Below are 20,361 nucleotides of genomic sequence, written 5' to 3' on the forward strand. Positions count from 1 at the left end.
ACCGGGCGTCGGCCCCGCCACAGGAGAGCGGCGGCCCGGTCGGTGGCCATCTCCCTACCCGGTGGGGGTGCGCCGGGCTGCGAGGTGGGAGGCGATCAGAACGGCGACGGTGAACAGCCAGGCGGCCACGGCGATCCAGAGCAGGACCTCGCCGAGCGGCACCAGCCAGGCGATCCCGGCCGGGCCGGCGACGGAGAGGCAGGCGGTGGACGTCATGCCGAGCGGGAAGACGGTGGCCCACCGGCGGATGTCGTAGCGCGGCCGGGGGTGGCGCAGTTCGGCGGCGAGGAGGACGACGTACCAGACGAGGGACAGGGCGAGCGTGACCAGCGTGACCGTCCGCAGGGCCGTGTGCGCCGAACCCGACCAGACGGGTGAGGCGGTGAGCTTGGAGCCGGCCAGTGCGGAGATGGAGAGCGCGCCGCCGGCGACCCAGTGGTCGCCGGCCCCGCCCACCACCTCGTGCAGGTCGAACCGGAAGAAGGCGGCCCCGTACAGCAGCAGTCCGAGGCAGAACGCGGCCAGCGCCGCCCGGGCCAGCCAGTCCTGGCGGTCGACGGCGGCGAGGACCGCCGCGAGGACGGCGAGCCCCTGGGTGGCCACGCACCCGAGGAAGGCTCCTCCGGGCATGCGGCGGCGCCAGTGCGTCAGGACGTTGAGCAGGAGGCCCGGCCAGACGAGCGCGGCCAGCGCGAGCAGGGCGGCGGCCGGGGTCTGCCAGCCGAACAGGGAGAGCCGGGTGCCGAGGACGGTGGTGGCGGCGACGGCCGTCAGGGCGGCCGGGGTGTCGGCCTCGGCCCGGAACCGCCCGCGGTCGCCCAGCAGCCGCGCCGTGAAGTCGACGGCGAGTACGAGCCAGAGGGCGACGGCGATGACGAAGGCGAGGACCGACAGCGCCTCGTGTCCGGTCAAGTGCAGGGCGACGGAGAGGATGCCGGTGGCCATGACGGCGGCCCCCGCCGCCGGCGGGAGGCCCGCCCACCAGCCCGGGCCGGGGAGGATGCTCACGCCTCCAGCGGACCCCAGGTGCCGGCGGACCGCCAGCTGACGGGTCCGACCGGGCCGTCCGAGTCCGCGCAGGGAGTCCGCGGCCGGCGTCCACGCCGGGAGTCCGGCCGGGGGAAGGCCGCGCGCGCCGCCGACGCGGCCGCCAGGGGGCGGCGTAGCGTCCGGTGCGGCTCGGGCGGAGTGGCCGGAACGTGCGCTTGTCACACCTGTTAGGGCTACCTAACCTATGGGGCGCTCGCGATCGAGCTGTTCGGCACGACTTCGGGACCCGTCCCCCACCGAAGGAGCCTCCCCCCCATGAACGCACGTCTCGACCCTGCCCAGCCCTACGCCGTCGGCCTGTTCCGGATCGTCACGGGCCTGCTCTTCGCCTCGCACGGGGCGGCCTCGCTCTTCGGCGTCCTCGGCGGAGCCCACGGCGGCGGCACCGTCGCGGCCGGCACCTGGCCCGGCTGGTACGCGGCCGCCATCCAGCTGCTCGCCGGCGCCCTGGTCCTGCTCGGCCTGGGCACCCGGGCGGCCGCCTTCGTCGCCTCCGGATCGATGGCGTACGCGTACTTCACGGTGCATCAGCCCGGTGCGCTGTGGCCGCTGCAGAACGGCGGTGAGGCCTCGGCGATGTTCTGCTGGGCCTTCCTGCTGCTGGTGTTCACCGGTCCCGGCGCCCTCGCGCTGGACTCCCTCTTCGCGTCGCGCGCCTCGGCTTCCACCGGGCACCGGGACGACCCGCGCCCGGAGACCGTGGCCGCGTGAGGAATCGGTCCTGCACCTCCTGCGCGGCACCTCCCGAGCCCTCCGCGCCGCCTTCCCGGCGGATGGAGTCCGGCAGGCCCGGCCCTCTCCGTGCGGGAGGACCGGGCTCGACAGCAGTCCGGGGCGCGGGTGGCGCGGGTCAGGACTCCTGGTTGCGCGCCTTCTCGGCCCGCTCGGCGTTCCGCTCCTTGATCCGCACGGCCTCCTTGCGGACGTCGGCCTGGGTGGCCCGCTCCCGCTGGAGCCACTCGGGGGCGTCCTGCTTCAGCGCTTCGATCTGCTCGGTGGTGAGGGGCTCGGTGACGCCGCCGCGGGCGAGGCCCGCGATGGAGACGCCGAGCTTGGAGGCGACCACCGGGCGGGGGTGGGGACCGTTGCGGCGCAGCTCCTGGAGCCACTGGGGCGGGTCGGCCTGGAGCGCACTCAATTCACTGCGCGAGACGACACCCTCCTGGAACTCTGCGGGGGTGGCCTCGAGGTACACGCCCAGCTTCTTCGCCGCGGTCGCGGGCTTCATCGTCTGGGTGTTCTGGTGCGACGTCATGAGGTCAAGGGTATCGAGCGTGTGCACGGGTTCCGACCACGCCCGGTAGCCTTGCGGGGTGACAGGCTCGGAAGTACCCCATGCGTTCCGGCTCGCTTATGTCCCCGGCGTGACCCCTGCGAAGTGGGTGCGGATCTGGAACGAGCGGCTGCCCGACGTCCCGCTGACCCTCGCGCAGGTGGCCTCCGCCGAGGTGTTCGGCGTACTGCGGTCCGGTGACGCCGACGCGGGCTTCGTCCGGCTCCCGGTGGACCGTACCGACCTGAGCGCGATCCCCCTCTACACCGAGACCACGGTCGTCGTCGTCCCCAAGGACCACCTGGTGGCGGCCGCCGAGGAGGTCACCATTGCCGACCTCGCCGACGAGGTCGTGTGGCAGCCCCTCGACGACACGCTGGAGTGGGAGGAGCTGCCGGGACAGCCCGCGTTCGAGCGGCCCGCCACGACGGCGGACGCGATCGAGCTGGTGGCGGCGGGCGTGGGCGTACTCGTCGTACCGCAGTCCCTGGCCCGTCTGCACCACCGCCGGGACCTCACCTACCGGCCCGTCTCGGACGCGCCGACGTCCCGGGTGGCGCTGTCGTGGCCGCAGGCGGAACCCACGCCGGACCTGGTGGAGGAGTTCATCGGGATCGTCCGCGGCCGGACCGTGAACTCCACGCGGGGCCGTCCGCAGACGCCCGCGCAGCCGAAGGCGAAGCGCAAGCGGCCGGAGGTGGCGGGCACGGGGAAGGCCGGCGGCGCCGGTGCGCGGCGCGGGGCCGGGGGCGGGTCCGGAAAGCCGGCGTCCGGGAAGTCGACGTCCGGGAGGTCGACGGGGAAGAGCCCGCGCGGCGGTTCCGGTGGGGCCAAGGGCGGAAAGGGCGGCAAGCCCGGCCGGCGCCCGTAGGTCCTGTCGTCAAAGTGGCACCGGTCAGGCCCGCGGTGTCCGGTGCCGTGCATCGCAAGGCGGAGGGGCGCCCGAGTACTGGACGTACTCGGGCGCCCCGACAACGCGGCGAGGTGCGGTGCCGGACACCGCGGGCCAGGTGCAACTTTGACGACAGGGCTCAGGGGGCGTCTCCGGTCGGTCGGACCGGATCAGGCCGCCGGGGCCGTGCGGGACCGGCTGAACCGTCGGTGGGCCGGCCGGTCCGCCGACGGCCTGGCTTCGGGGATCCCGGTCGCCTCCCGGTGTATGCAGGAGGGATGGATCTCCGGCCGCCGCCCCCGCGTCACCACCGGTCCCGGCAGCTGAGCCACGCACAGCTGGTGGCGCCGTTCGCGCTGATCGCCGTGGTGACGGTGGTCGACGTCCTGGCTCCACCGGAGGTGCACCTCGGGCCGTTCCTGGTCGCCGCACCCGCCATGACGGCATCGTTCGCGGGGCCCCGGATGACGGGCTTCGTGGGCCTGGTGGCAGTACTGGCCCAGGTGGTGGTCTCGACGACGCGCACCACCCTGACCGACCTGAACCACACCTTCCAGATCATCGCGCTCGTCATGATCTCGGTCTTCGTGACCTTCTTCGCCCACCTGCGGGAGGTGCACGAGAAGGAGGTGGTCCAGCTGCGGACGGTGGCGGAGACCGCCCAGCAGGTGGTGCTGCGGCCGCTGCGCGACCGGATCGGGCCACTGGGCGTCGCCTCGGTGTACCTGGCCGCGGCGGCGGAGGCCCGGATCGGCGGGGACCTGTACGCGGCCGCCCGTACGGGCACGGGGACGCGGCTGATCATCGGCGACGTCCGCGGCAAGGGCCTGGAGGCGGTGGGGGACGCGGCGCTCGTCCTGGGTGCGTTCCGGGCCTCCGCCCACCAGGAGGCCGGGCTGCCCGGCCTGGCGGACTACCTGGAGGCCGCGGTCTCGGCGGACCTGGACGGCGGCGGGACGGAGGGCGCGGGCGAGAGCTTCGTGACGGCGGCACTGCTGGAGCTCCCCGACGACGAGCCGGTGGTGCGCCTGGTCAGCTGCGGGCACCCGCCGCCGCTGATCCTGCGCCGCGACGGCGCGGTCGTGAGCCTGGATGTGGCCCGGTCCGCGCCGCCGCTGGGTCTCGCCGGGCTCGTGGCGTCCACGGTCACCGACCAGACCTTCCCCTTCGGGCCGGGTGACGTGCTGCTGCTGTACACGGACGGGGTTCTGGAGGCCCGCGACCGGACGGGCACCTTCTATCCGCTCCGGGAACGCCTCGCCGCGTGCGGCGGCCTGCACCCGCGGGCGCTGCTGGACCACCTGTGCGAGGACCTGCTCGCGCACGCGGCGGGGAACACCCTGGGCGACGACGCGGCGATGGTCGCGGTCGAGCTCTCCGCGCGGACCTGAGGCGGCCCCCGGCCGGCCGCGTTTGCCAGAATCGGATCATGCTGAGCATCGGGACGATCGTCATGGGCGCCGAGGACGTGCGCCGGGCCGCGGAATTCTGGGGCGGGGCGCTGGGGTACGTACCGCGCGACGGGGCGGTGGACGACGGCTGGACGGTCCTGGTCCCGGCCGACGGCCGCGGGCCCGGACTGGCGCTGGGGCGCAGCGTCACCCCGGTCCAGGAGCGCCCCCGGGTCCACCTCGACCTGTACGCGGCGGACGCGGCGGAGCAGGCGGCTGAGGTGGCGCGCCTGCTGGCGCTGGGTGCGCGGCACGTGGACTGGGACTCCTACCCGGAGGACCCGGATTTCGTGGTGCTGGCCGACACCGAGGGCAACCGGTTCTGCGTGATCGACACGACCCACGGCTGACCCCCGGAGCGGGCCGCCGGCCGACCGGTTCGGGTCCGGTGTCGGCGGGCCCGGATCGGCCTGCGCGGGTACGCACGTGACCAGGTGCGCCCGCGGGAATGCTGTGGCGGGGGGTCGGACGCCGTCGGGGCGGCGGCGGCCGACGCGGGCCGGGCCCGGGCGGGCCGGGTTCGCACGCCGGCCACGAGGTCGGCGAGTCGGCGGGCGAGGGCGCCGAGGGCCAGCCTACGGGGCGACCATGCCGACCGGCAGTCCGGCGGCGAGGAGCGCGGTCGGCCGAACGCTGACCGCCTGCGGCACCCGGCCGGCGGCCCCGTCGCCGCCGTGCAGATCGCGCTGCGTCAGGAACGAGACCGGGCGCGACGGGGCCAGAACGAGGGCCCCGCCGGTGCGGAAGAGGGTCCGCGCGGTCTCCAGGACAAGCCCGAACTCGATGGCGAGGGCGTAGGGATGTCCCCCGAGGAGCAGTTCCGCCGGCGGGTCGACCCGGGCAGAGCCTCGGAGGGTCGGCAGCAGAACCACCGGGGAGGACACCGCCCCACCCGTGCCCCAATCCCGTCCCGCCAGGCCGTACTCACCTCTCGGAGGCGGCTCGGGCGGGCTTTCAGCGGGGTTCGTGGGCGGCCAGGCGGCAGGCGCCGGTGGCGGCGCCGCCCGGGACTCCGGCTTCGGTGAGGCCGGACACGCAGCCCTGGAGGTCGCCGACCACGCCGCGGCGGCAGGCGGCCGTGACGGCGTCGGTCGTGGCGGTGCCCGCCTGGGCGGCCATCTGCGTGCAGGCCGGGATGTCCGCCGGAGCGGCCGGGGCGGCGGCGACGATGCCGCCGAGCGTGAGGGCCAGGCCGGTGAGGGCCCCGGCGGTTCGGACGGACCTTCGCATGGCGCACACCTCACCCGCGCTCGATTCCGTACCCCCTCCCACCGTACGACCGGCGCCACCACCCCACACCACGGCAGGCCGGGTCGGTCAGCGCCCAGGGCGGACCGGGCCGTGGGCCGACTCCGGAGCGGGCCGGCCGCCGGGGCCGCGCGTACCTGATCCCCCGCTTTCCCCTTCCTTAAGCGGAACCTAAGACTCATCAGAGCCGCACCGAAACGAACGAATGTCCGTTTCGGTGCGGCTAGCGTGCTGCCGCAACCCCAACTCCCCAGTAACACAGAGGCAGGCACGCGATGGGCAGCACAGTCGGTCACCGGCGCAGGACGAGTCGTACGGCGAGGGTCACGGGCGCGATCGTGGCGGCGGCGGTGATCGGCGGTGCGGCCTTCGCCCTCACCGGGACCGCACACGCGGGTACCGTCGGCGCCGTCTACACGAAATCCAGCTCCTGGAGCGGCGGTTACACCGGGCAGTACGTCATCACCAACAGCACCGGCCAGGCACAGTCGGGCTGGACGCTGGAGTTCGACCTCCCGGAGGGCACGAAGATCGACTCGCTCTGGAACGGTACCCACACCGTCGCCGGCCGGCGCGTCACCGTGAAGCCCGCCGGGTGGAACGGACAGCTGGCGGCCGGCGCCTCCGTCACCGTCGGCTTCGTGGCGAGCGGCTCCGGAGCCCCCGGCGACCCCACGGGCTGCCGCATCAACGGGGTGAAGTGCTCTGTGGACCAGGGTGCGACGGTCCAGCCGAGCGGGCGCCCCACCACCCGTCCCACCGCCACCGCGGCGCCGACCACGGCCCCGACCGCGTCGGCCACCTCCGCCGCACCGACGCGGACCGCCACACCCTCCCCCACGGCGACCGCACCCGCCCCCACGGGTGGCGGGGCGCGCTTCGCCCCGTACGTGGACACCTCGCTCTACCCCGCCTACGACCTGCTCGACACCGCGGCCCAGACCGGCGTGAAGGAGTTCCACCTCGCCTTCATCACCTCCGGCGGCGCCTGCGCGCCGCTGTGGGGCGGCGTCACCGATCTGGCGAACGACAAGGTCGCCGCGCAGATCGGCGCGCTGCGCGCGAAGGGCGGGGACGTCCGTGTGTCCTTCGGCGGGGCGGCCGGGCACGAACTGGCCCTGAACTGCGCCACCGCGGACGACCTGGCCGCCGCCTACGGCAAGGTCGTCGACCACTACCGGCTCACCAAGGTCGACTTCGACATCGAGGGTGCGGCCCTGCCGGACACCGCTGCCAACACGCGCCGCGCGCAGGCCATCGCCAAGCTGCAGAAGTCCCACCCGGGGCTCGACGTGGCCTTCACCCTGCCCGTCATGCCCGAGGGCCTGACCCAGCCGGGCGTGGCGCTGCTGGCCGACGCCCGCAAGAACGGCGTCCGCGTCGACGCCGTCAACATCATGGCGATGGACTACGGTCCGGCGTACAGCGGGGACATGGGGCAGTACGCGATCCAGGCCGCGACGGCCACGCAGGCCCAGATCAAGGGAGTGCTCGGGCTCTCGGACGCGGCGGCCTGGAAGGCCGTGGCCGTCACGCCGATGATCGGCGTCAACGACGTGAGCACCGAGGTGTTCACCGTCGCGGACGCCACGCAGCTGGTGGAGTTCGCGGCGGCGAAGGGCATCGGCAGGCTGGCGATGTGGTCCTCGACGCGCGACAAGCAGTGCGCCGCGGGGGCCGTCAACCACGCCGACGCGACGTGCAGTTCGATCCTCCAGCAGCCGCTGGCCTTCACCAGGGCGTTCGCCGCACTCAAGTAGCGGACGCCCTGGCCGGCTTCGGCCGGATCAGGCCAGGATGCCCGCGCGGGTGGCGATGTCGAGCGCCACGTCGAGGCGCGGAGCGGGACGGCCCTCCGCACCGGGCGCGGTGAGCAGGGCCGTCACCGCGTCAACGTCGGCCTTGCCGTCCCGTACGAGTGCCGCGAACCGGTCGACGGCCTCGGCGAGGGCCCGCTCGTGCACGTGGGGGGCGTCGAAGGAGGAAGCCGTGAGCCCGAGGAACTCCTCGTGCGAGCCGACCCAGGGCGCGGCTCCCTCCAGCCCGTCCTCGCGCACTTCCTCCGGGTACGGGATGCGGTGCCAGGCACCGTTCTCCCACCAGTAGACGAAGCCGAACATGTTGCCGTCGGCGTCGTCCCGCAGGAGGTCCCAGGGCAGCCATTCGGGCCCGCCCGCCAGGAAGTCGATCTGCTCGCCGCCCACGTGGGTGTGGCTGCCGTCGGGGTCCTGGCCGCAGAACACGGCCCGTCCCCCGTCGAACACGCTCAGGCGCCACCAGCCGTCACCGCCGGTGCTGTGGCACCACAGGCCGTCGTCGTCGAGGGCGAACTCCGTGCCGGCGGAGCATGCGGCGTCGACCATGGCCATGATCGCGGCTCTGGCCCACAACTGCTCGGGGTGGTCGAGGTCTTCGGGCCGGCTCGGCGTGTGCATCGTGTGATCTCCCTCCGGGTGCCGGCCAAGCCTCGCACGCCGCGGACCCGCCACCTTACGGGGGGGTCGGCCGTCGGCCGGGGGGGGGCGGCCGTCGGCCGGGGAGCGCCCGTGGACCGTTCGTTCGGCCCTCGGCGGTCGGCCGAATTGCCGATGGCCGGGGGGACCGGCCGCTGGGACTCTGATGGAGGGGCGTTTCGCCCCGATTACCGTCATTCCTCCCGCGAAGGGGCTGCTCCCCATGCTGGTCCTCGACTCCGCCCGCTCGGACACCGCACTGGCACGCCGCGCCGCTGTCCGCTTCCTGCGGACCAGGTGTCCGTGGGCCGACGTCCATGACGTCCTGCTGGTGGTCAGCGAACTGCTGGGCAACGCCGTGCGGCACACGGAGGGCGGCTGGCAGCTGCGGATGACCTGCCCGCGCGAGTCCCTCGTCGTCGAGGTCTACGACAGCAGCAGCTCGCGCCCGGTACCGCGGTGCGGCGACGCCGAGAACGGGGGTGGCTTCGGCTGGGGCATCGTCGAGGAGCTGACCTCCTCGGTGACGGTCCTGTCGCACACGGTGGGGAAGTCCGTGCGCGCCGTCTGGCATCCGCCCGCCGCACGGGCCCCCTCGCGGGGTTCGCGGGGTGACGCAGGGGCGCCCGCCCGGGCCCACACCCGGGCCCGTGCGCAGACCCGTACGGCGGCACCCACGCAGACGCACGCGCCGGCTCCCTCACGGACGCACGCGCGGGCCGCCTGAGCCGCGCCTTCGGCGGCCCGCGCCGGTAGCGGGCCGCGTGTGCGGCCCGTCCCGGCCGGGGGTCCGGCCGGGACGGGCCGGCGTTACGTCGTTCAGACGTTGACGCAGGTGTTGCCGGCGGCCGGGTTCAGCGCGCCGATCACGTTGATGCTGTTCCCGCAGACGTTGATCGGAATGTGGATCGGGATCTGGACGACGTTGCCCGAGAGGATGCCCGGGGAGCCGACCGCGACGCCCTCCGCGACGGAGTCCGCGGAGGCCGAGGAGGCACCGCCGATGACCGCCAGGCCCAGCACCAGGGCGAGGCCCGCACTCTTCAGAACACGCGACACGTGGAATCTCCTTGTCGTGCAGGGCGGTGCCGGAGCACCGCACGGCCCCGAGGGGGGCCGCCCCTCCTTCTTCGGCAGCCGACCACCGCCGACCGAAGTCCCGACGGCCCCGTTCCCCCGAAGAGGTGTCCCGCGGCCTCCGTTCGGACGTATCCGCGCGGGGGCCGGTTCGAGGCCCTGTTCGAGGGGCGGTCCCGGTCTCCCGACGTGCCTGTCGTGCCGTAGCGGGAGGGGGAACCGCGGCCTCAGACCGGGCCGCGACCTCCGTAGGAGGCGGCCAGCGCGTCGGGGAGGTCGGCCAGGTCGTGGTGATCGCGCGGATGCAGCATGAGAACGAGCGGGAGGCCCACTCCCGTGATCCGGGTCAGCCGCCACCGGTCGTCGATCCAGATCCCGTCGTCCCGGTCACGGCACGCGGCGCAGTCCGACGGATCCTCGTCGTGCCGCGCCGGCTCGGGCAGCACCGGCGGGCGCAGCGGCGCGACGCGCAGCCCCGGCGGACTCGAACGGGCTGATGTCCCACCCGGTCATGCGGGCCGGCGGGAGTCGCCGCTCGGCATCGGCCGCGGCGACGGCGTGGTCGTAGAACTCGTCAGGTCGTAGAGCCATGATCCGAACAGTAGTGGCCGCGCGCGCGGCGGCGCCCGGTCCGGGGTGAGCCGGGCCGGGCGGCCGCCGGTGCGCCGCGTCGGGTCACGCGGGCTTCTGCGACCAACTCGTGCACAGGGACCAGATGATGAAGACGTCGATCGCGATGATGATGATCGACCACCACGGCTGGTAGGGCAGCCAGAGGAAGTTGACGATGATGCTGAGGCTGGCGAGGGCGATGCCCGCGCCCCTGGCCACGTTGGAGCCGAAGAACAGGCCCACTCCGGTCAGGACGACGACGAGTCCGACGATGAGGTGGATCCAGCCCCACGCGGTCAGGTCGAACTCGAAGACGTAGCTGCCGAGGCGCGCGTACACGTCGTCCTCGGCGATGGCCGCGATGCCCTGGAAGATCGCGAGGCATCCGGTCACGACGAGGAGGACCGCGGCGAAGAACGTGCCGACCGCTCCCCCGGTTCCGTCGCCCCCGCCGGACAGCGGTGTGGTGCCCGGCGCGGGGCCGGTGTTCCAAGTTCCCCCGGTCGGTGTCGACTGGCCCATCGATCTCACCTCACAGTTGGCGGTACCGCGCCGGACACACCTCGCAGTGTCGTCCGGCCGACGGCTTCTCGTGATCACCCGAAGCGGGTGGTCCTCCCTTCCGGTCCGGTGGCGGGCGCGGCGTCAGGCGGGTACCTGGCGCATTTCGAGCACCCGCAGGCCCAGGGACTGGAAGCGTGTGAGGAGCCCGTACAGGTGTGCCTCGTCCGCCACGACGCCCAGGAGGAGCGTCTGTTCCCGGACCGGGATCCGGTCGAGCTCGGGGAAGTTCGCGGCGAGTGTGTCCGGCACGACGCCCGAGATGCGGAACTCGTAGCGCATGAGAGCACTCACTTCTCTCCGAAGGATGACTTCAGGTGCTGGTGCCCCGCCATCGTCGACCGTGCCACGGCTCCCCGCATCGCCCGGTACGGGCGAGAATGGGTGTGTGCCGTGTGCTCAGAGCAGCCCGAGGTCCTGGGCCCGGTGGACGGCGTCGCTGCGGCGGGTGACGCCGAGCTTGCGGTGGATGCTCTTCAGGTGCGTCTTGACCGTGTTGGCCGACACGTACAGCTCGGCCGCGATCTCCTCGGTGGACAGCATGCGCGCTGCCTGCCCCAGCACCTCGGTCTCCCGCGCGCTGAGCGGCTCCACCACGGGGGGCGGGGCCCCGTCGGCGGGACGGCCGCGGCGCGGTGCGGGAGGCTCCGGAACGTCCTCCCGGGCGGCGGCCGGCGACGTCCGCCGTACGGGGGACCCGTTCTCGGCGGAGGGCGTGCGCAGCCCCTCCGGCCGGGCGAGGTCCACGGCCTCCGCGTGCCTGCGCCGTGCCTCCCCCAGGTTGCCGTCCGCCGTGGCGAGCTGCGCCCTGAGCAGGGACGCCGCCATCCGGGCCGGCGTCGCCAAGCCCTCCTCGGCGGGCAGGGCAGCCAGCTCTCGGGCAGCTGGCCCGCTGCGGCCGGCCGCCAGCAGGGCGCGGGCCCGGGCGAGGAGGTGCTCGGGCCGTCCGCAGGGCGCGGCGTCGAGGACCCGGAGGGCCGCCGCGGCGTCCCCGCGCACCAGGTGCGCGGCCGAGGCGGCGACGGCCAGCTCGTCCACCGCCCACGCGTTGGCGGGCCCGGCCGTCACCGCCGCCGGGGGCAGGCGGGTGAGCAGGGCGAGCGCGCCCTCGACATCGCCCTCGTGGGCCGCGATCCGTGCGCCGATGACCGCGGCCCGGACCGCGGACACGGCGTCGGGCCGGGACCCGCCGGCCGCGACCGCGATCGCCGTGGCACGGTCCAGGTGGGCGCGGGCGGCCGGCAGGTCGTCGTGCTCGGCGGCGACGCCCGCCAGGACGAGGTGACCGGCGCCGGACCGCCGCTCGGGCGGGAGCGCCGACTGCTCGGCGACCGCGAGAGCGGCGCGGGCGTGCTCGGCGGCCCGCCGCAGGCGGCCCTGCGACAACTCGGTGAGGGCCAGCGAGCCGAGCGCGTCGCAGAGCGGGTACTGCGTTGCCGGATCGGTTTCGGGGTCACCGCCCGCGGCGGTGCGCGGGTCCGTGCGCGCGTCCGTACTCCGCCCTCCACAGGCCTCGACGGCCGCCGTGAGGGCGCTCTCCGCGGCGTCGAGCCGTCCGGCGCCGAGCCGCACCGCGCCGAGGCCCGCCAGCAGCAGGGCCCGCAGCTCCGGGTGCGCGGCGACGCGCAGCGGCGGCAGCTCGCCGAGCAGGCGTTCGGCGTCGGCCGCCGCCCGCTCGGTGGCCGGCAGGTCACCGGTCGTACGCCCGGCGAGGACGCCGAGGAGGGCCCGGCCGAACCGGGCCGCCGCGCCGGAACCGGGACCCAGGCAGGAGTCCGCGCGCCGCACGGCCTCCTGGTATCCGGGCAGGTCCTGGACGGCGAGCCGGGTGGCCGCGGCGACGAGTGCGGGGGCAGCGCCCGGTGCATCGGCCGGCAGGGGCGCGAGGGCCCGGTTCAGCTGCTCGGCCTCCAGGCCGGTGAACAGTCGGCCGATCGCGAGGTCGTCGACGAGCTGCCCCGCGGCGAACGGCCAGTCACCGGCGGCGGCCCCCTGGACGACGGCCTCGGTGAGCCCGGCCGGTCCCGGCGAGCCAGCGCGCCGCCCGCCCGTGCAGCTGCTGCTCCAGACCGGGGTGGCGCTGGCGCAGGTGCGCGCGCAGGACTTCGGCGAACAGCGGGTGCAGGCGGTACCAGGCCGAGGCGTCGACCTGTTCCAGGAAGGCGTTGTCGCGGGCCAGCCCGGCGAGGGTGCGGGCGGCGTCGTCGCGGCCGGTCAGCGCGTCGGCGAGGTCGGGGTGGACCCGGTCGGTGACGCTGACGCGCAGCAGCAGGTCCTGGGTGTCCGGCGGCTGCGCGTCGAGGACCTCCCTGAGCAGGTAGTCGGCGATCGTGGTGCGGTCCGCCGCGAACTGGCGGACGAAGGCCTCCGGGTCGGGGCTGCGCTGCATCGCGAGGGCGCACAGCCGGACCCCCGCGGCCCATCCCTCGGTGCGCCGCATCAGCAGCCGGATGCCGGCCGGGGAGATGTCCAGCCGGTGTTCGGCCAGCAGGGCCTCGGCGTCCGCGGGAGTGAACCGGAGGTCGGCGTGCCGGATCTCCGCGATCTCGCCGGCCGCCCGGTAGCGGTGCAGGGGCAGCAGGGAATCGGTCCGGCTGGTGAGGACGATGCGCAGGCCTCCGGCCGCGTGCCGGAGTACGAAGTCCAGTCCCTCGGTCATGGCGGGCGGCTGGGCCGTGTCGAACTGGTCGAGTACGAGGACCACGGGCTGCGCGGCCTCGGCCAGGCCCGCCGCGAGGCGCACCAGGAACGACTGGGTCACTCCTTCGGCGCGGGTCGGCCGCCCCACGGTGGCGGGCAGCTCGACGCCGCCCCGGTGCAGGGCCTCCAGCACGTAGGCCCAGAAGACACCGGGGGCGTCGTCGGGCTCCACGGTCAGCCACAGGGGGGTCCGGGGGGCGCGCCCGCCGGCCGCGGCCCAGTGGGCGGTGAGCACCGTCTTGCCGGAGCCGGCCGGCCCGTTGATCAGGGTGAGCGGGCCCCGTACCCCGGCCGTCAGGCGTTTGAGCAGTTCGGGCCGGTGGACGAGGGTCTTCGGCACGGCCGGTGCGGTGAATCTGGCCGTGAGCATCGGGTCGCACGGTGGTCGGGCCACGGCACCCACTCAAGCCGTCATCGGTGGTGATCACCACTCGGGTCACCCGTTCCGGGTGAGGGGCGGGTGGGCCGGGGCGTGGCCGCGGCGGGCGGGCCGGTGGCGGGCCGTCCCGGTGCCGGCCGCCGGCGTCCGGCTCCGGCGGGTCGTCCGGGGTGCGCAGCCTACGGGCCACCCAGGGCTCGTGGGCGAGGATGTATCCCAGGGCGATGCCCATGGTGACGACCACGAAGAACATGATCAGCCAGGACAGGAGCACGAAGACCAGTCCGAGGCCGCCGAACTGCTGGAGGCTGTGGTTCAGCGCACGGGGCATGTAGAACCGGGAGCCCCAGCTGATCAGGCCCGCCCCGGCCGCGACCAGGACCGCGCCCGGCAGCAGGGGCAGCCACGCCACCCGCCCGCCGAGCAGGAGGTGCTGGGTCCACCACCACAGCAGGATGCCGCTGATCAGCGAGACGATCGCGCCGAGGATCCGGCCGGCCCCGAACGCCTGCTGTACCGGTCCCTGGAACAACAGGGCGGTCAGCCAGACCAGCAGCCAGGCCACCCAGCGCCAGGCCGCGAGCCGGGCGCCCGCCTTGGGCAGGTGCCAGGCGCGTTCGCAGGTCCGCTGGAGCGCGCGGCTGCAGGCGGTCGCGGACAGCAGCGTGACCACGACACCGACCACCCCGGTGCTGGCGATGGTGGCCGTGTCGTCGCCGCTGCTCTGCACCACCGAGCGGATCTGGTCCAGTGCCGGGCCGTTGAGGCCGAGGGTCCCGCTGAGGGTGGAGACGAGCTGCTGGCGCAGCCAGTCGGGTGCGAGGGCCCCGATGACGAAGATGGCGGGGATCGCGCCGAGGAAGGCCTGGGCGGCCAGGCGGGTGGCGCAGTCCAGCAGGTTGACGCGGGCGAACTGTTCGAGGGTCCGGCCCAGGAAGGGCGTGTACTTGCGCATCCAGGCCGGCACGGTGAAGCGGGGCGGCTTGTCGCGCGGTTCCGACACGGTGACCGCTCCTTCCGCGGACGACGCCCGTCAGCTGCGGTTGCCCTCATGAGAAGGATGGGGCAGCACCGGACGTCCGGCACGTCGGGCGTGCGGCCGCTCGGGCGGGGCGGTCCGTCGGGCGGGCGGCCGTCGCGGGAAAAGGGAGCGCGGACGCGGGGGGTCCGCGTCTACCATCCCGGCTGAGCCCGTGGGGAGGACGAACGGTGGAGATCATCTTCCGGAAGCTGCCGGACAACCGGCACGACCTCGAGGTGCGGGACCGGCGCGGGCCGGACGTGCGGCTGCCGGGCGGGCCGACCGGTCCGACCATGCCCCACGACCTCGTGCACGCGGCGGTGGAGAGCGCGCTGTCGATCACCGACGGGTTCTGGGGGGCGATGGCGCGGGGCGCGACCTTCGAGGGGTTCGAGCCCGTGATTCCGACCCGCCACCGCCGGTCGGGGCTGAAGGTCCTGCGGCGCGGCGGCGAGGCCGTCATGCGGGCCGAGCTGTGCGTCAACTGGGCCTACCGCGTCTGGTCGGGGCTGAGCACGGACGGCCGGGGGGTCGGCCGGAGCCCGCTCGACGACCGGCAGGTCGCCCTCGCCTGCGAGGCGCTCGACCGCGCCGCCGCACGCTGGGCCGAGGTGGCGGAGGGCGGATCCCTCACCTGGCGCTGGTGAATCCCCGCCCGGCGACCGGTCAGCCGGCCAGGAAGGACAGCCGGACCTGACGGCGGGGGTTGTCCCGGTTGGTGTCCACCAGGGTGACGGACTGCCAGGTGCCCAGTTCCAGCGTCCCGTCGATCACCGGGAGCGTGGCGTGGGGCGGGACGATGGCCGGGAGGACGTGGTCGCGCCCGTGGCCCGGGGAGCCGTGCCGGTGCCGCCACCGGTCGTCGGCCGGAAGCAGCGATTTCAGGGCGGTCAGCAGGTCGTCGTCACTGCCCGCGCCGGTCTCGATGACGGCGAGCCCGGCGGTCGCGTGCGGCGTGAAGAGGTTGAGCAGTCCGCTGCGGCCGCGCGCCACTTCCCCCAGGAAGGCGGCGCACTCCGAGGTCAGATCGTGCACGGTCTCCCGGTCCCCGGTCGTCACGTCGATGGTGCGCGTTACGAAGGTGTCGGCCATGGCACCATCCTCCCGCTGCCCCGCGCCCGGACGGCGCAACCGCGCCGGAGGCGGACACGGCCCCGGCCGGTCCGGTCGGCGGCGTACCCCCGCGCCGGCCGCCCGTCGGCCGGATCCGCTCAACGCCCCGCCGGGGCCGTCCGGTACTCCATGCAGACCAGGTCCTCGCGCGGGTCCCAGGATCGCGCGACGTGGAAGCCGCACCGTTCGTAGAGGGCGATCGCGGAGGTCCGCCAGCTCCACACGGAGAGGCGCACGGTGGCGACGCCGCTGTCCGCGCAGTGGGCGACGGCCTCACGGAGCAGGACGGAGGCGATGCCGCGCCCCCGCCGCGCCGGGTCGGTCCACAGCCGCTTGATCTCGGCGGTTCCCGCGGCCGGGGCGGTCACCACGAGACAGCCCGCTGCGACACCGTCCTCGACGGCGATCAGCACCGTGTCGTCCGCGAAGGCGGTCCGGGGGTCCTGGATCTCGGCGCGGTAGCGCGCGGGCAGCCGGGTCTCGTCCGCGACCGGGCTGCCCTTCTCCTCCTCGGTGCGCAGGTGATACGCGGTCAGCAGGGCTGCCAGCGGGGCCGGCTCGCCGACGAGGCCGCCCGGGCTGCGGACGACGGTCACCGTGGTGGTGTGCTCGCTCATGGCGTGAGCATGGCATCCCGAGGGTGCGGCGGCGCGACCGGGTCAACGACGACCGGGAACCGCACCGCTCGCAGCTCGCGCCGCTGGACCGCCACGCACCCGTCCCCGGTCAACAGCCCGTGCTTTGTACGGGTGTGGGATGACAACCGGGGCGGGAATACCTTTCATACTTCCCCCCACCGCGCGTGCAGCCTTCGGTTGAAAGGATGATCGGTGACGTCTCAAAGCATTCATCAGCCCTCTCTAGGGCATGTACCGGTCCCCCGGGACGAGCAGGCGGTGGAGTGGGCCACGGGCATGGTGATGGCCCTGGCACCCTGCGGGGCCCGTGAGGCGAAGCTCGTGCTGGCGGCCGCCGCCCGGCTGGCGCAGGTCCCGGTGGCGGACTTCGCCGCCGCGGTGGTCGCGGGCGCGCACGGGGAACCGGTACCCGCCCGGTGGGGCCGGGCACTGCGCCGGGCGGTGCGGGCCCTCGTCGGCCCCCGGCCCGGCCGGGAGGACGGCCGGGGCGTCGGGCTGCTGCCGAACAGGGCCCGGACCGGGGAGGTCCTGGCCCGGTTCCGGGCGGCGCGGGAACGGCTCGCCGCGGCTCCCGGGGACGGGGCGGCCCGGAGCGCCATGGACGACGTCGCCTACACCCTGTGCGTACTGATGGGCATGTCGACCGTCCACGAGGCCGTCATGGCGGCCGAACGGCATCTTGCGGGCCCGGACTGACCGGCGGCCTCAGGCGTTGTCGTCGTCGAGTGCGGAGGCGAACCCGATGCACTCGACGTCGATCTGGTCGGCGAGCTCCGTCAGCACTCCGGAGAGGTCACCGGCGGTCTGCCGGTCGCCGCCCAGCTCGCCGGCCTCGGCCGATTCCACCCAGTCGGCCGCGAGGCGGCGCAGCAGGGTGGTGACGTGGTCGGCGGGGATCAGCAGGACCCCGTCCGTGGCGGGGATCAGCGGTATCGACACGTGGATCATGGCAAGCCCTCCCGGAGAACCCTTGTCCGCGGCGGCTACCCGGTCGACGGCGGGCCAATCCACCCGGCCCGCGTACCGCGGGCCGGGCCCGGCCGTGTGCGGCGTCCCTCCAGGGGTAGGCGCCGGACGTACCGGACCGTCCGCACACCAGCCGACCAGCCAGGGAGTCACCATGCCTCGTGGTTCCAGCCCCAAGCGGGAACGCCAGTACGAGCACATCAAGGAGAGCGCCGAGGAACGCGGCGAGAGCCCGGAGCGGGCGAAGGAGATCGCCGCACGGACCGTGAACAAGGAGCGGGCCCGGGCGGGCGAGTCCGAGACGGCCAGCAGGACGTCGCTGGAGGACATGTCGTCCTCCAGGCGCGGCGGACTGCACAGCCACAAGGGGGCGCAGGGGCCGACCTACGACCAGCTCTACGAGGAGGCCCGCCGCAAGAACCTCCGTGGCCGGTCGTCCATGGACAAGGCCGAGCTCAAGCGGGAACTGGGCTACTGAGCCCGGCGCACGCCGACGAGGAGGAGGACACCATGACGCGACACGGGCAGAGCCACGGCAGGCGGCGGACCACCCCGTCCCAGGCCCCGGGCGAGAGCGGTGACCGGGAGGCCCGCCGGGAGGCGGACGAGGCCGTCGTGGGCGGCGCGGGACGCGGGGACGACACGGAGGCGGGCGCACACGCCGCGAAGCGGCAGCGGCCGGGCACCGGCCGGGAGGAGCAGGTCCGCCCCCAGCCCCCGGCGGACCGGCGCGCCCGGCCGGATGACGACGACCGCGGATCCCGCTCCTGACCCGGGCCCGACCGACAGGACACCTCCTAGGCCGGTCGGCGCATTCGGCGGATGATCGCGCCGGTCCCGGGGTAACCGCACGGCGTGATCACATTCGGCGTCGAAGAGGAATACCTCCTGGTGGACCCGGTGACGGTGCTGCCGGTCCCCGGGGCCGAGTACGTGCGGCGGGCGGCCGGCCTCGGCCCGCTCGCGAACGACGACGAGGTCCAGGACGAGCTGCTCCAGGCGCAGGTCGAGGTCGCCACGCCGGTCTGCACGCAGCTGGAAGAGGTGGGGGGCCACCTGCTGCGGCTGCGCCACGCCGTCGCGTCGGCCGCCGAGGAGCACGGGTGCCGGGTCGCCATGGCCGCGGCCGCACCGCTCAGGGACACCTCGGCGGTCCCGGTCACCCGCAAGCCGCGGTACCTCAGGATGGAGGGCCAGGCCCGGCAGCTGGTGGACGAACAGCTGATCAACGGCATGCACGTCCACGTGGGGGTGCCCGATCCGGAGACCGGCGTCGCGGTGCTGAACCGGATCCGGGTCTGGCTGCCCACGCTCCTGGCCATGTCGGCGAACTCGCCGCTGTGGGACGGCAAGGACACCGGCTTCGCGAGCTGGCGCACGATCGTCTTCGGACGGTGGCCGGTGAGCGGTCCGCCCCCGTACTTCGACGGGCTCGCCGACTACGAGCAGCGGATCGACGCCCTGGTCGCCTCGGGTGTGATCGCCGACCGTGGCCAGCTCTACTGGCAGGCACGGCTCTCGGACCGCTTCCCGACCGTGGAGGTGCGCTGCCTGGACGTGCAGTTGCGGGCCGACGACGCGGTGATGCTGGCCGGTCTGGTCCGCGCGCTGGTCGCGGTGGCCCTCGCCGAGGAGCGGGCCGGGACCCCACCGGTGCGGTGCCGGCCGGAGCTGCTGCAGGCCGCCAACTGGCACGCGGCCCGGCACGGTCTGAACTCCACGCTGGTCGACCCCGACGGGCGCTGCCGCAGCAGCGGGGACGTGCTGTATTCCCTGCTTGCCCATGTCGCTCCCGCGCTGGCGGAGTCGGGCGACGAGCGGGAGGTGTCCTCCCTCGTCCACCGGCTGCTGCAGGAGGGGACGCCGGCCGACCGGCAGCGCCGTGCCCTGCGGGAGGGCGGCATGCCGGCCCTCAGGAGCCTGATCGTCGGCGACGCCCCGTCCGGCTGAGCGTCAGGGCAAGGTCCAGAGCTGTGTCGTGATCACGTAGAAGAGGACGGCCCAGAGGAGCATCGCGGTGACGACGACACCGAGGCCGATCATGTTGGTCCTGCGCCGTGGCTCGTCCGGGTCGGGCCGCAGCCACCGCCGGAGCAGCTTGTTCACGTAGTAGGGCATCGTCACGAAGCTCATGATGAAGCTCGACAGCAGGTTGCCCACGAGGAGCCCGAGCCACAGGGGCATGCCCAGGGGGTGCAGGGCGAGGGTGAGCAGGACGACGGTCGGGTAGAGGCCGACCCAGACCGCGATCGCGGTCTTGGTCTCGGAGGGCGGCGGCACCTCCTTGCCGTCCTCCTCGAAGGCGAACCAGCTGCCGAAAGAGTTGTCGATGGTGCGCAGCTGGAAGTCGCTGAACCTCTTGCCCTCGGCGAGGACCTCCCGCCGCCGGTCCGAGGTCAGCCAGGCGTCGAGGTGCGCGGCGCTGTCGAAGCGGTACAGGGTGGTCCATTCGTCCTGGAGGCCTTCGATCGGGCGGAAGACCTCCGTTCCGCGGAAGCCCTCGAACCGGCTCTCCTCCCGGCTCATGCGGCGCTGCCAGTCGAGGAAGTCGTCGACGCTGCTGGGGTGGACGCGATGGGTGACCACGACGGTCACGAGCGCGTCGGCGGGCTGGCTCCCGCCGCTGATGTACTGCTGGGTGGCCGGGCCGTCGAAGTAGTCCCTGGCCAGGTCGAGGAGGTTCTGCCTCGTCGCGCTGTTGAGCCACGCCTGCAGGTGCACCACCGAGTCGAACCGGTAGACGACGACCCAGTCGGGCTGCAGGGCGGTCGGCGGGGAGATCTCGGCGCCCAGGTGCCCGGGATAGCCCGCGGCCGCGGCGTTGACCCCCTCCTGCCATGCCTCGTACTCGCGTTCCAGCCCGGGGAACACCTTGTGGCCGATGATGACGGTCGCCGCGCCGGACCCGGGCTTCACGGTGTCCATCG

Annotated in this window: 26 protein-coding genes and 1 pseudogene; 11 read left to right on the top strand and 16 right to left on the bottom strand. The window is 74.3% G+C overall.

From position 1 onward, the window contains the following. Window positions 1–54: 54 nt before the first annotated feature. Complete coding sequence (locus AC2RP6_RS05020) at window positions 55–1,008, bottom strand: tellurite resistance/C4-dicarboxylate transporter family protein (RefSeq protein ID WP_486445039.1); 954 nt, start codon at window positions 1,006–1,008, stop codon at window positions 55–57. Window positions 1,009–1,305: 297 nt separating this feature from the next. Here AC2RP6_RS05020 and AC2RP6_RS05025 point away from each other — a divergent pair, with 297 nt between their 5' ends. After that, window positions 1,306–1,761, top strand: coding sequence for a DoxX family protein (locus AC2RP6_RS05025; protein WP_486445040.1), 456 nt, complete (start codon window positions 1,306–1,308; stop codon window positions 1,759–1,761). 139 nt (window positions 1,762–1,900) lie between these two features. On the opposite strand, the gene AC2RP6_RS05030 is transcribed toward AC2RP6_RS05025, so the two are convergent. Continuing rightward, a complete protein-coding gene (locus AC2RP6_RS05030) occupies window positions 1,901–2,305 on the bottom strand; it encodes a DUF5997 family protein (RefSeq protein WP_486445041.1) in 405 nt (134 codons plus the stop codon). 58 nt (window positions 2,306–2,363) lie between these two features. Between AC2RP6_RS05030 and AC2RP6_RS05035 the strand changes: the two genes are divergently transcribed. The 3 genes from AC2RP6_RS05035 (at window position 2,364) to AC2RP6_RS05045 (ending at window position 5,016) form a co-directional block, all read left to right on the top strand. Continuing rightward, on the top strand, window positions 2,364–3,194 hold the full coding sequence (locus AC2RP6_RS05035; RefSeq protein ID WP_486445042.1) for a LysR family transcriptional regulator substrate-binding protein: 831 nt from the start codon (window positions 2,364–2,366) through the stop codon (window positions 3,192–3,194). Between the two features lie 299 nt (window positions 3,195–3,493). After that, window positions 3,494–4,606: a PP2C family protein-serine/threonine phosphatase gene (locus AC2RP6_RS05040; protein WP_486445043.1), complete on the top strand. Its 1,113-nt coding sequence runs from the start codon at window positions 3,494–3,496 to the stop codon at window positions 4,604–4,606. Between the two features lie 38 nt (window positions 4,607–4,644). Then, on the top strand, window positions 4,645–5,016 hold the full coding sequence (locus tag AC2RP6_RS05045; RefSeq protein ID WP_486445044.1) for a VOC family protein: 372 nt from the start codon (window positions 4,645–4,647) through the stop codon (window positions 5,014–5,016). 225 nt (window positions 5,017–5,241) lie between these two features. Here AC2RP6_RS05045 and AC2RP6_RS05050 read toward each other — a convergent pair whose 3' ends face one another. Both AC2RP6_RS05050 and AC2RP6_RS05055 read right to left on the bottom strand, forming a co-directional pair. Beyond that, entirely contained in the window at window positions 5,242–5,550 is a 309-nt protein-coding gene (locus tag AC2RP6_RS05050; protein WP_486445045.1) for a hypothetical protein, read from the bottom strand. A gap of 70 nt (window positions 5,551–5,620) precedes the next feature. Beyond that, window positions 5,621–5,896, bottom strand: a complete 276-nt coding sequence (locus AC2RP6_RS05055; protein ID WP_486445046.1) for a hypothetical protein — start codon at window positions 5,894–5,896, stop codon at window positions 5,621–5,623. 293 nt (window positions 5,897–6,189) lie between these two features. Between AC2RP6_RS05055 and AC2RP6_RS05060 the strand changes: the two genes are divergently transcribed. After that, entirely contained in the window at window positions 6,190–7,674 is a 1,485-nt protein-coding gene (locus AC2RP6_RS05060) for a glycoside hydrolase family 18 protein (RefSeq protein WP_486445047.1), read from the top strand. A gap of 27 nt (window positions 7,675–7,701) precedes the next feature. Here the strand turns inward: AC2RP6_RS05060 and AC2RP6_RS05065 are convergent, their stop codons facing one another. Next, complete coding sequence (locus tag AC2RP6_RS05065; RefSeq protein WP_486445048.1) at window positions 7,702–8,349, bottom strand: hypothetical protein; 648 nt, start codon at window positions 8,347–8,349, stop codon at window positions 7,702–7,704. 241 nt (window positions 8,350–8,590) lie between these two features. Between AC2RP6_RS05065 and AC2RP6_RS05070 the strand changes: the two genes are divergently transcribed. Then, window positions 8,591–9,094 carry an ATP-binding protein gene (locus AC2RP6_RS05070; protein ID WP_486445049.1) on the top strand — a complete coding sequence of 168 codons (504 nt, stop codon included), beginning with the start codon at window positions 8,591–8,593 and terminating at the stop codon, window positions 9,092–9,094. A gap of 92 nt (window positions 9,095–9,186) precedes the next feature. Here AC2RP6_RS05070 and AC2RP6_RS05075 read toward each other — a convergent pair whose 3' ends face one another. The 7 genes and pseudogenes from AC2RP6_RS05075 to AC2RP6_RS05105 all read right to left on the bottom strand — a co-directional run. Next, window positions 9,187–9,426: a chaplin gene (locus tag AC2RP6_RS05075; protein WP_486445050.1), complete on the bottom strand. Its 240-nt coding sequence runs from the start codon at window positions 9,424–9,426 to the stop codon at window positions 9,187–9,189. A gap of 245 nt (window positions 9,427–9,671) precedes the next feature. Next, the gene (locus AC2RP6_RS05080; protein ID WP_486445051.1) at window positions 9,672–9,890 is read right to left on the bottom strand and encodes a hypothetical protein; all 219 of its coding nucleotides are present in this window, start codon (window positions 9,888–9,890) and stop codon (window positions 9,672–9,674) included. A gap of 229 nt (window positions 9,891–10,119) precedes the next feature. Further along, window positions 10,120–10,578 (bottom strand): DUF7144 family membrane protein, encoded by a 459-nt coding sequence (locus AC2RP6_RS05085; protein ID WP_486445052.1) that lies wholly within the window; start codon window positions 10,576–10,578, stop codon window positions 10,120–10,122. A gap of 123 nt (window positions 10,579–10,701) precedes the next feature. Next, window positions 10,702–10,899, bottom strand: a complete 198-nt coding sequence (locus AC2RP6_RS05090) for a hypothetical protein (RefSeq protein WP_326478109.1) — start codon at window positions 10,897–10,899, stop codon at window positions 10,702–10,704. A 117-nt stretch (window positions 10,900–11,016) separates the two neighbouring features. Continuing rightward, window positions 11,017–12,405, bottom strand: coding sequence for a LuxR C-terminal-related transcriptional regulator (locus AC2RP6_RS05095; RefSeq protein WP_486445053.1), 1,389 nt, complete (start codon window positions 12,403–12,405; stop codon window positions 11,017–11,019). A 187-nt stretch (window positions 12,406–12,592) separates the two neighbouring features. Further along, entirely contained in the window at window positions 12,593–13,687 is a 1,095-nt protein-coding gene (locus AC2RP6_RS05100) for a winged helix-turn-helix domain-containing protein (RefSeq protein WP_486445054.1), read from the bottom strand. 271 nt (window positions 13,688–13,958) lie between these two features. Then, a pseudogene (locus tag AC2RP6_RS05105) lies at window positions 13,959–14,651 on the bottom strand (YhjD/YihY/BrkB family envelope integrity protein); the annotation flags it as partial. A 254-nt stretch (window positions 14,652–14,905) separates the two neighbouring features. Between AC2RP6_RS05105 and AC2RP6_RS05110 the strand changes: the two are divergent. Then, on the top strand, window positions 14,906–15,364 hold the full coding sequence (locus AC2RP6_RS05110; protein WP_486445055.1) for a hypothetical protein: 459 nt from the start codon (window positions 14,906–14,908) through the stop codon (window positions 15,362–15,364). Window positions 15,365–15,383: 19 nt separating this feature from the next. Here AC2RP6_RS05110 and AC2RP6_RS05115 read toward each other — a convergent pair whose 3' ends face one another. Together AC2RP6_RS05115 and AC2RP6_RS05120 are read right to left on the bottom strand one after the other, a co-directional pair. Next, a complete protein-coding gene (locus AC2RP6_RS05115) occupies window positions 15,384–15,809 on the bottom strand; it encodes a secondary thiamine-phosphate synthase enzyme YjbQ (RefSeq protein WP_486445056.1) in 426 nt (141 codons plus the stop codon). 119 nt (window positions 15,810–15,928) lie between these two features. After that, window positions 15,929–16,447: a GNAT family N-acetyltransferase gene (locus AC2RP6_RS05120; protein WP_486445057.1), complete on the bottom strand. Its 519-nt coding sequence runs from the start codon at window positions 16,445–16,447 to the stop codon at window positions 15,929–15,931. A gap of 279 nt (window positions 16,448–16,726) precedes the next feature. Here AC2RP6_RS05120 and AC2RP6_RS05125 point away from each other — a divergent pair, with 279 nt between their 5' ends. Continuing rightward, the gene (locus AC2RP6_RS05125) at window positions 16,727–17,164 is read left to right on the top strand and encodes a DUF5133 domain-containing protein (RefSeq protein WP_486445058.1); all 438 of its coding nucleotides are present in this window, start codon (window positions 16,727–16,729) and stop codon (window positions 17,162–17,164) included. A gap of 9 nt (window positions 17,165–17,173) precedes the next feature. Here AC2RP6_RS05125 and AC2RP6_RS05130 read toward each other — a convergent pair whose 3' ends face one another. Continuing rightward, the gene (locus tag AC2RP6_RS05130; protein WP_486445059.1) at window positions 17,174–17,416 is read right to left on the bottom strand and encodes a DUF6213 family protein; all 243 of its coding nucleotides are present in this window, start codon (window positions 17,414–17,416) and stop codon (window positions 17,174–17,176) included. Between the two features lie 172 nt (window positions 17,417–17,588). Here AC2RP6_RS05130 and AC2RP6_RS05135 point away from each other — a divergent pair, with 172 nt between their 5' ends. From AC2RP6_RS05135 to AC2RP6_RS05145, 3 genes are all read left to right on the top strand, one after another. Beyond that, window positions 17,589–17,912, top strand: coding sequence for a plasmid stabilization protein (locus AC2RP6_RS05135; protein WP_486445060.1), 324 nt, complete (start codon window positions 17,589–17,591; stop codon window positions 17,910–17,912). Window positions 17,913–17,944: 32 nt separating this feature from the next. Continuing rightward, window positions 17,945–18,205, top strand: coding sequence for a hypothetical protein (locus AC2RP6_RS05140; protein ID WP_486445061.1), 261 nt, complete (start codon window positions 17,945–17,947; stop codon window positions 18,203–18,205). A gap of 84 nt (window positions 18,206–18,289) precedes the next feature. Then, a complete protein-coding gene (locus AC2RP6_RS05145) occupies window positions 18,290–19,384 on the top strand; it encodes a carboxylate-amine ligase (protein ID WP_486445062.1) in 1,095 nt (364 codons plus the stop codon). A 3-nt stretch (window positions 19,385–19,387) separates the two neighbouring features. On the opposite strand, the gene AC2RP6_RS05150 is transcribed toward AC2RP6_RS05145, so the two are convergent. Further along, complete coding sequence (locus tag AC2RP6_RS05150) at window positions 19,388–20,359, bottom strand: antibiotic biosynthesis monooxygenase (protein ID WP_486445063.1); 972 nt, start codon at window positions 20,357–20,359, stop codon at window positions 19,388–19,390. Between the last annotated feature and the right edge of the window lie 2 nt (window positions 20,360–20,361).

The organism is Streptomyces sp. WAC03905, from assembly GCF_057371075.1.

Bases quoted from the DNA above. Each gene is read 5' to 3' on its own strand.
- AC2RP6_RS05025 (WP_486445040.1), top strand. From the start codon at position 1,306: ATGAACGCACGTCTCGACCCTGCCCAGCCCTACGCCGTCGGCCTGTTC.
- AC2RP6_RS05030 (WP_486445041.1), bottom strand. From the start codon at position 2,305: ATGACGTCGCACCAGAACACCCAGACGATGAAGCCCGCGACCGCGGCG.
- AC2RP6_RS05040 (WP_486445043.1), top strand. From the start codon at position 3,494: ATGGATCTCCGGCCGCCGCCCCCGCGTCACCACCGGTCCCGGCAGCTG.
- AC2RP6_RS05045 (WP_486445044.1), top strand. From the start codon at position 4,645: ATGCTGAGCATCGGGACGATCGTCATGGGCGCCGAGGACGTGCGCCGG.
- AC2RP6_RS05055 (WP_486445046.1), bottom strand. From the start codon at position 5,896: ATGCGAAGGTCCGTCCGAACCGCCGGGGCCCTCACCGGCCTGGCCCTC.
- AC2RP6_RS05060 (WP_486445047.1), top strand. From the start codon at position 6,190: ATGGGCAGCACAGTCGGTCACCGGCGCAGGACGAGTCGTACGGCGAGG.
- AC2RP6_RS05065 (WP_486445048.1), bottom strand. From the start codon at position 8,349: ATGCACACGCCGAGCCGGCCCGAAGACCTCGACCACCCCGAGCAGTTG.
- AC2RP6_RS05070 (WP_486445049.1), top strand. From the start codon at position 8,591: ATGCTGGTCCTCGACTCCGCCCGCTCGGACACCGCACTGGCACGCCGC.
- AC2RP6_RS05085 (WP_486445052.1), bottom strand. From the start codon at position 10,578: ATGGGCCAGTCGACACCGACCGGGGGAACTTGGAACACCGGCCCCGCG.
- AC2RP6_RS05090 (WP_326478109.1), bottom strand. From the start codon at position 10,899: ATGCGCTACGAGTTCCGCATCTCGGGCGTCGTGCCGGACACACTCGCC.
- AC2RP6_RS05100 (WP_486445054.1), bottom strand. From the start codon at position 13,687: ATGCTCACGGCCAGATTCACCGCACCGGCCGTGCCGAAGACCCTCGTC.
- AC2RP6_RS05115 (WP_486445056.1), bottom strand. From the start codon at position 15,809: ATGGCCGACACCTTCGTAACGCGCACCATCGACGTGACGACCGGGGAC.
- AC2RP6_RS05120 (WP_486445057.1), bottom strand. From the start codon at position 16,447: ATGAGCGAGCACACCACCACGGTGACCGTCGTCCGCAGCCCGGGCGGC.
- AC2RP6_RS05130 (WP_486445059.1), bottom strand. From the start codon at position 17,416: ATGATCCACGTGTCGATACCGCTGATCCCCGCCACGGACGGGGTCCTG.
- AC2RP6_RS05135 (WP_486445060.1), top strand. From the start codon at position 17,589: ATGCCTCGTGGTTCCAGCCCCAAGCGGGAACGCCAGTACGAGCACATC.
- AC2RP6_RS05140 (WP_486445061.1), top strand. From the start codon at position 17,945: ATGACGCGACACGGGCAGAGCCACGGCAGGCGGCGGACCACCCCGTCC.
- AC2RP6_RS05150 (WP_486445063.1), bottom strand. From the start codon at position 20,359: ATGGACACCGTGAAGCCCGGGTCCGGCGCGGCGACCGTCATCATCGGC.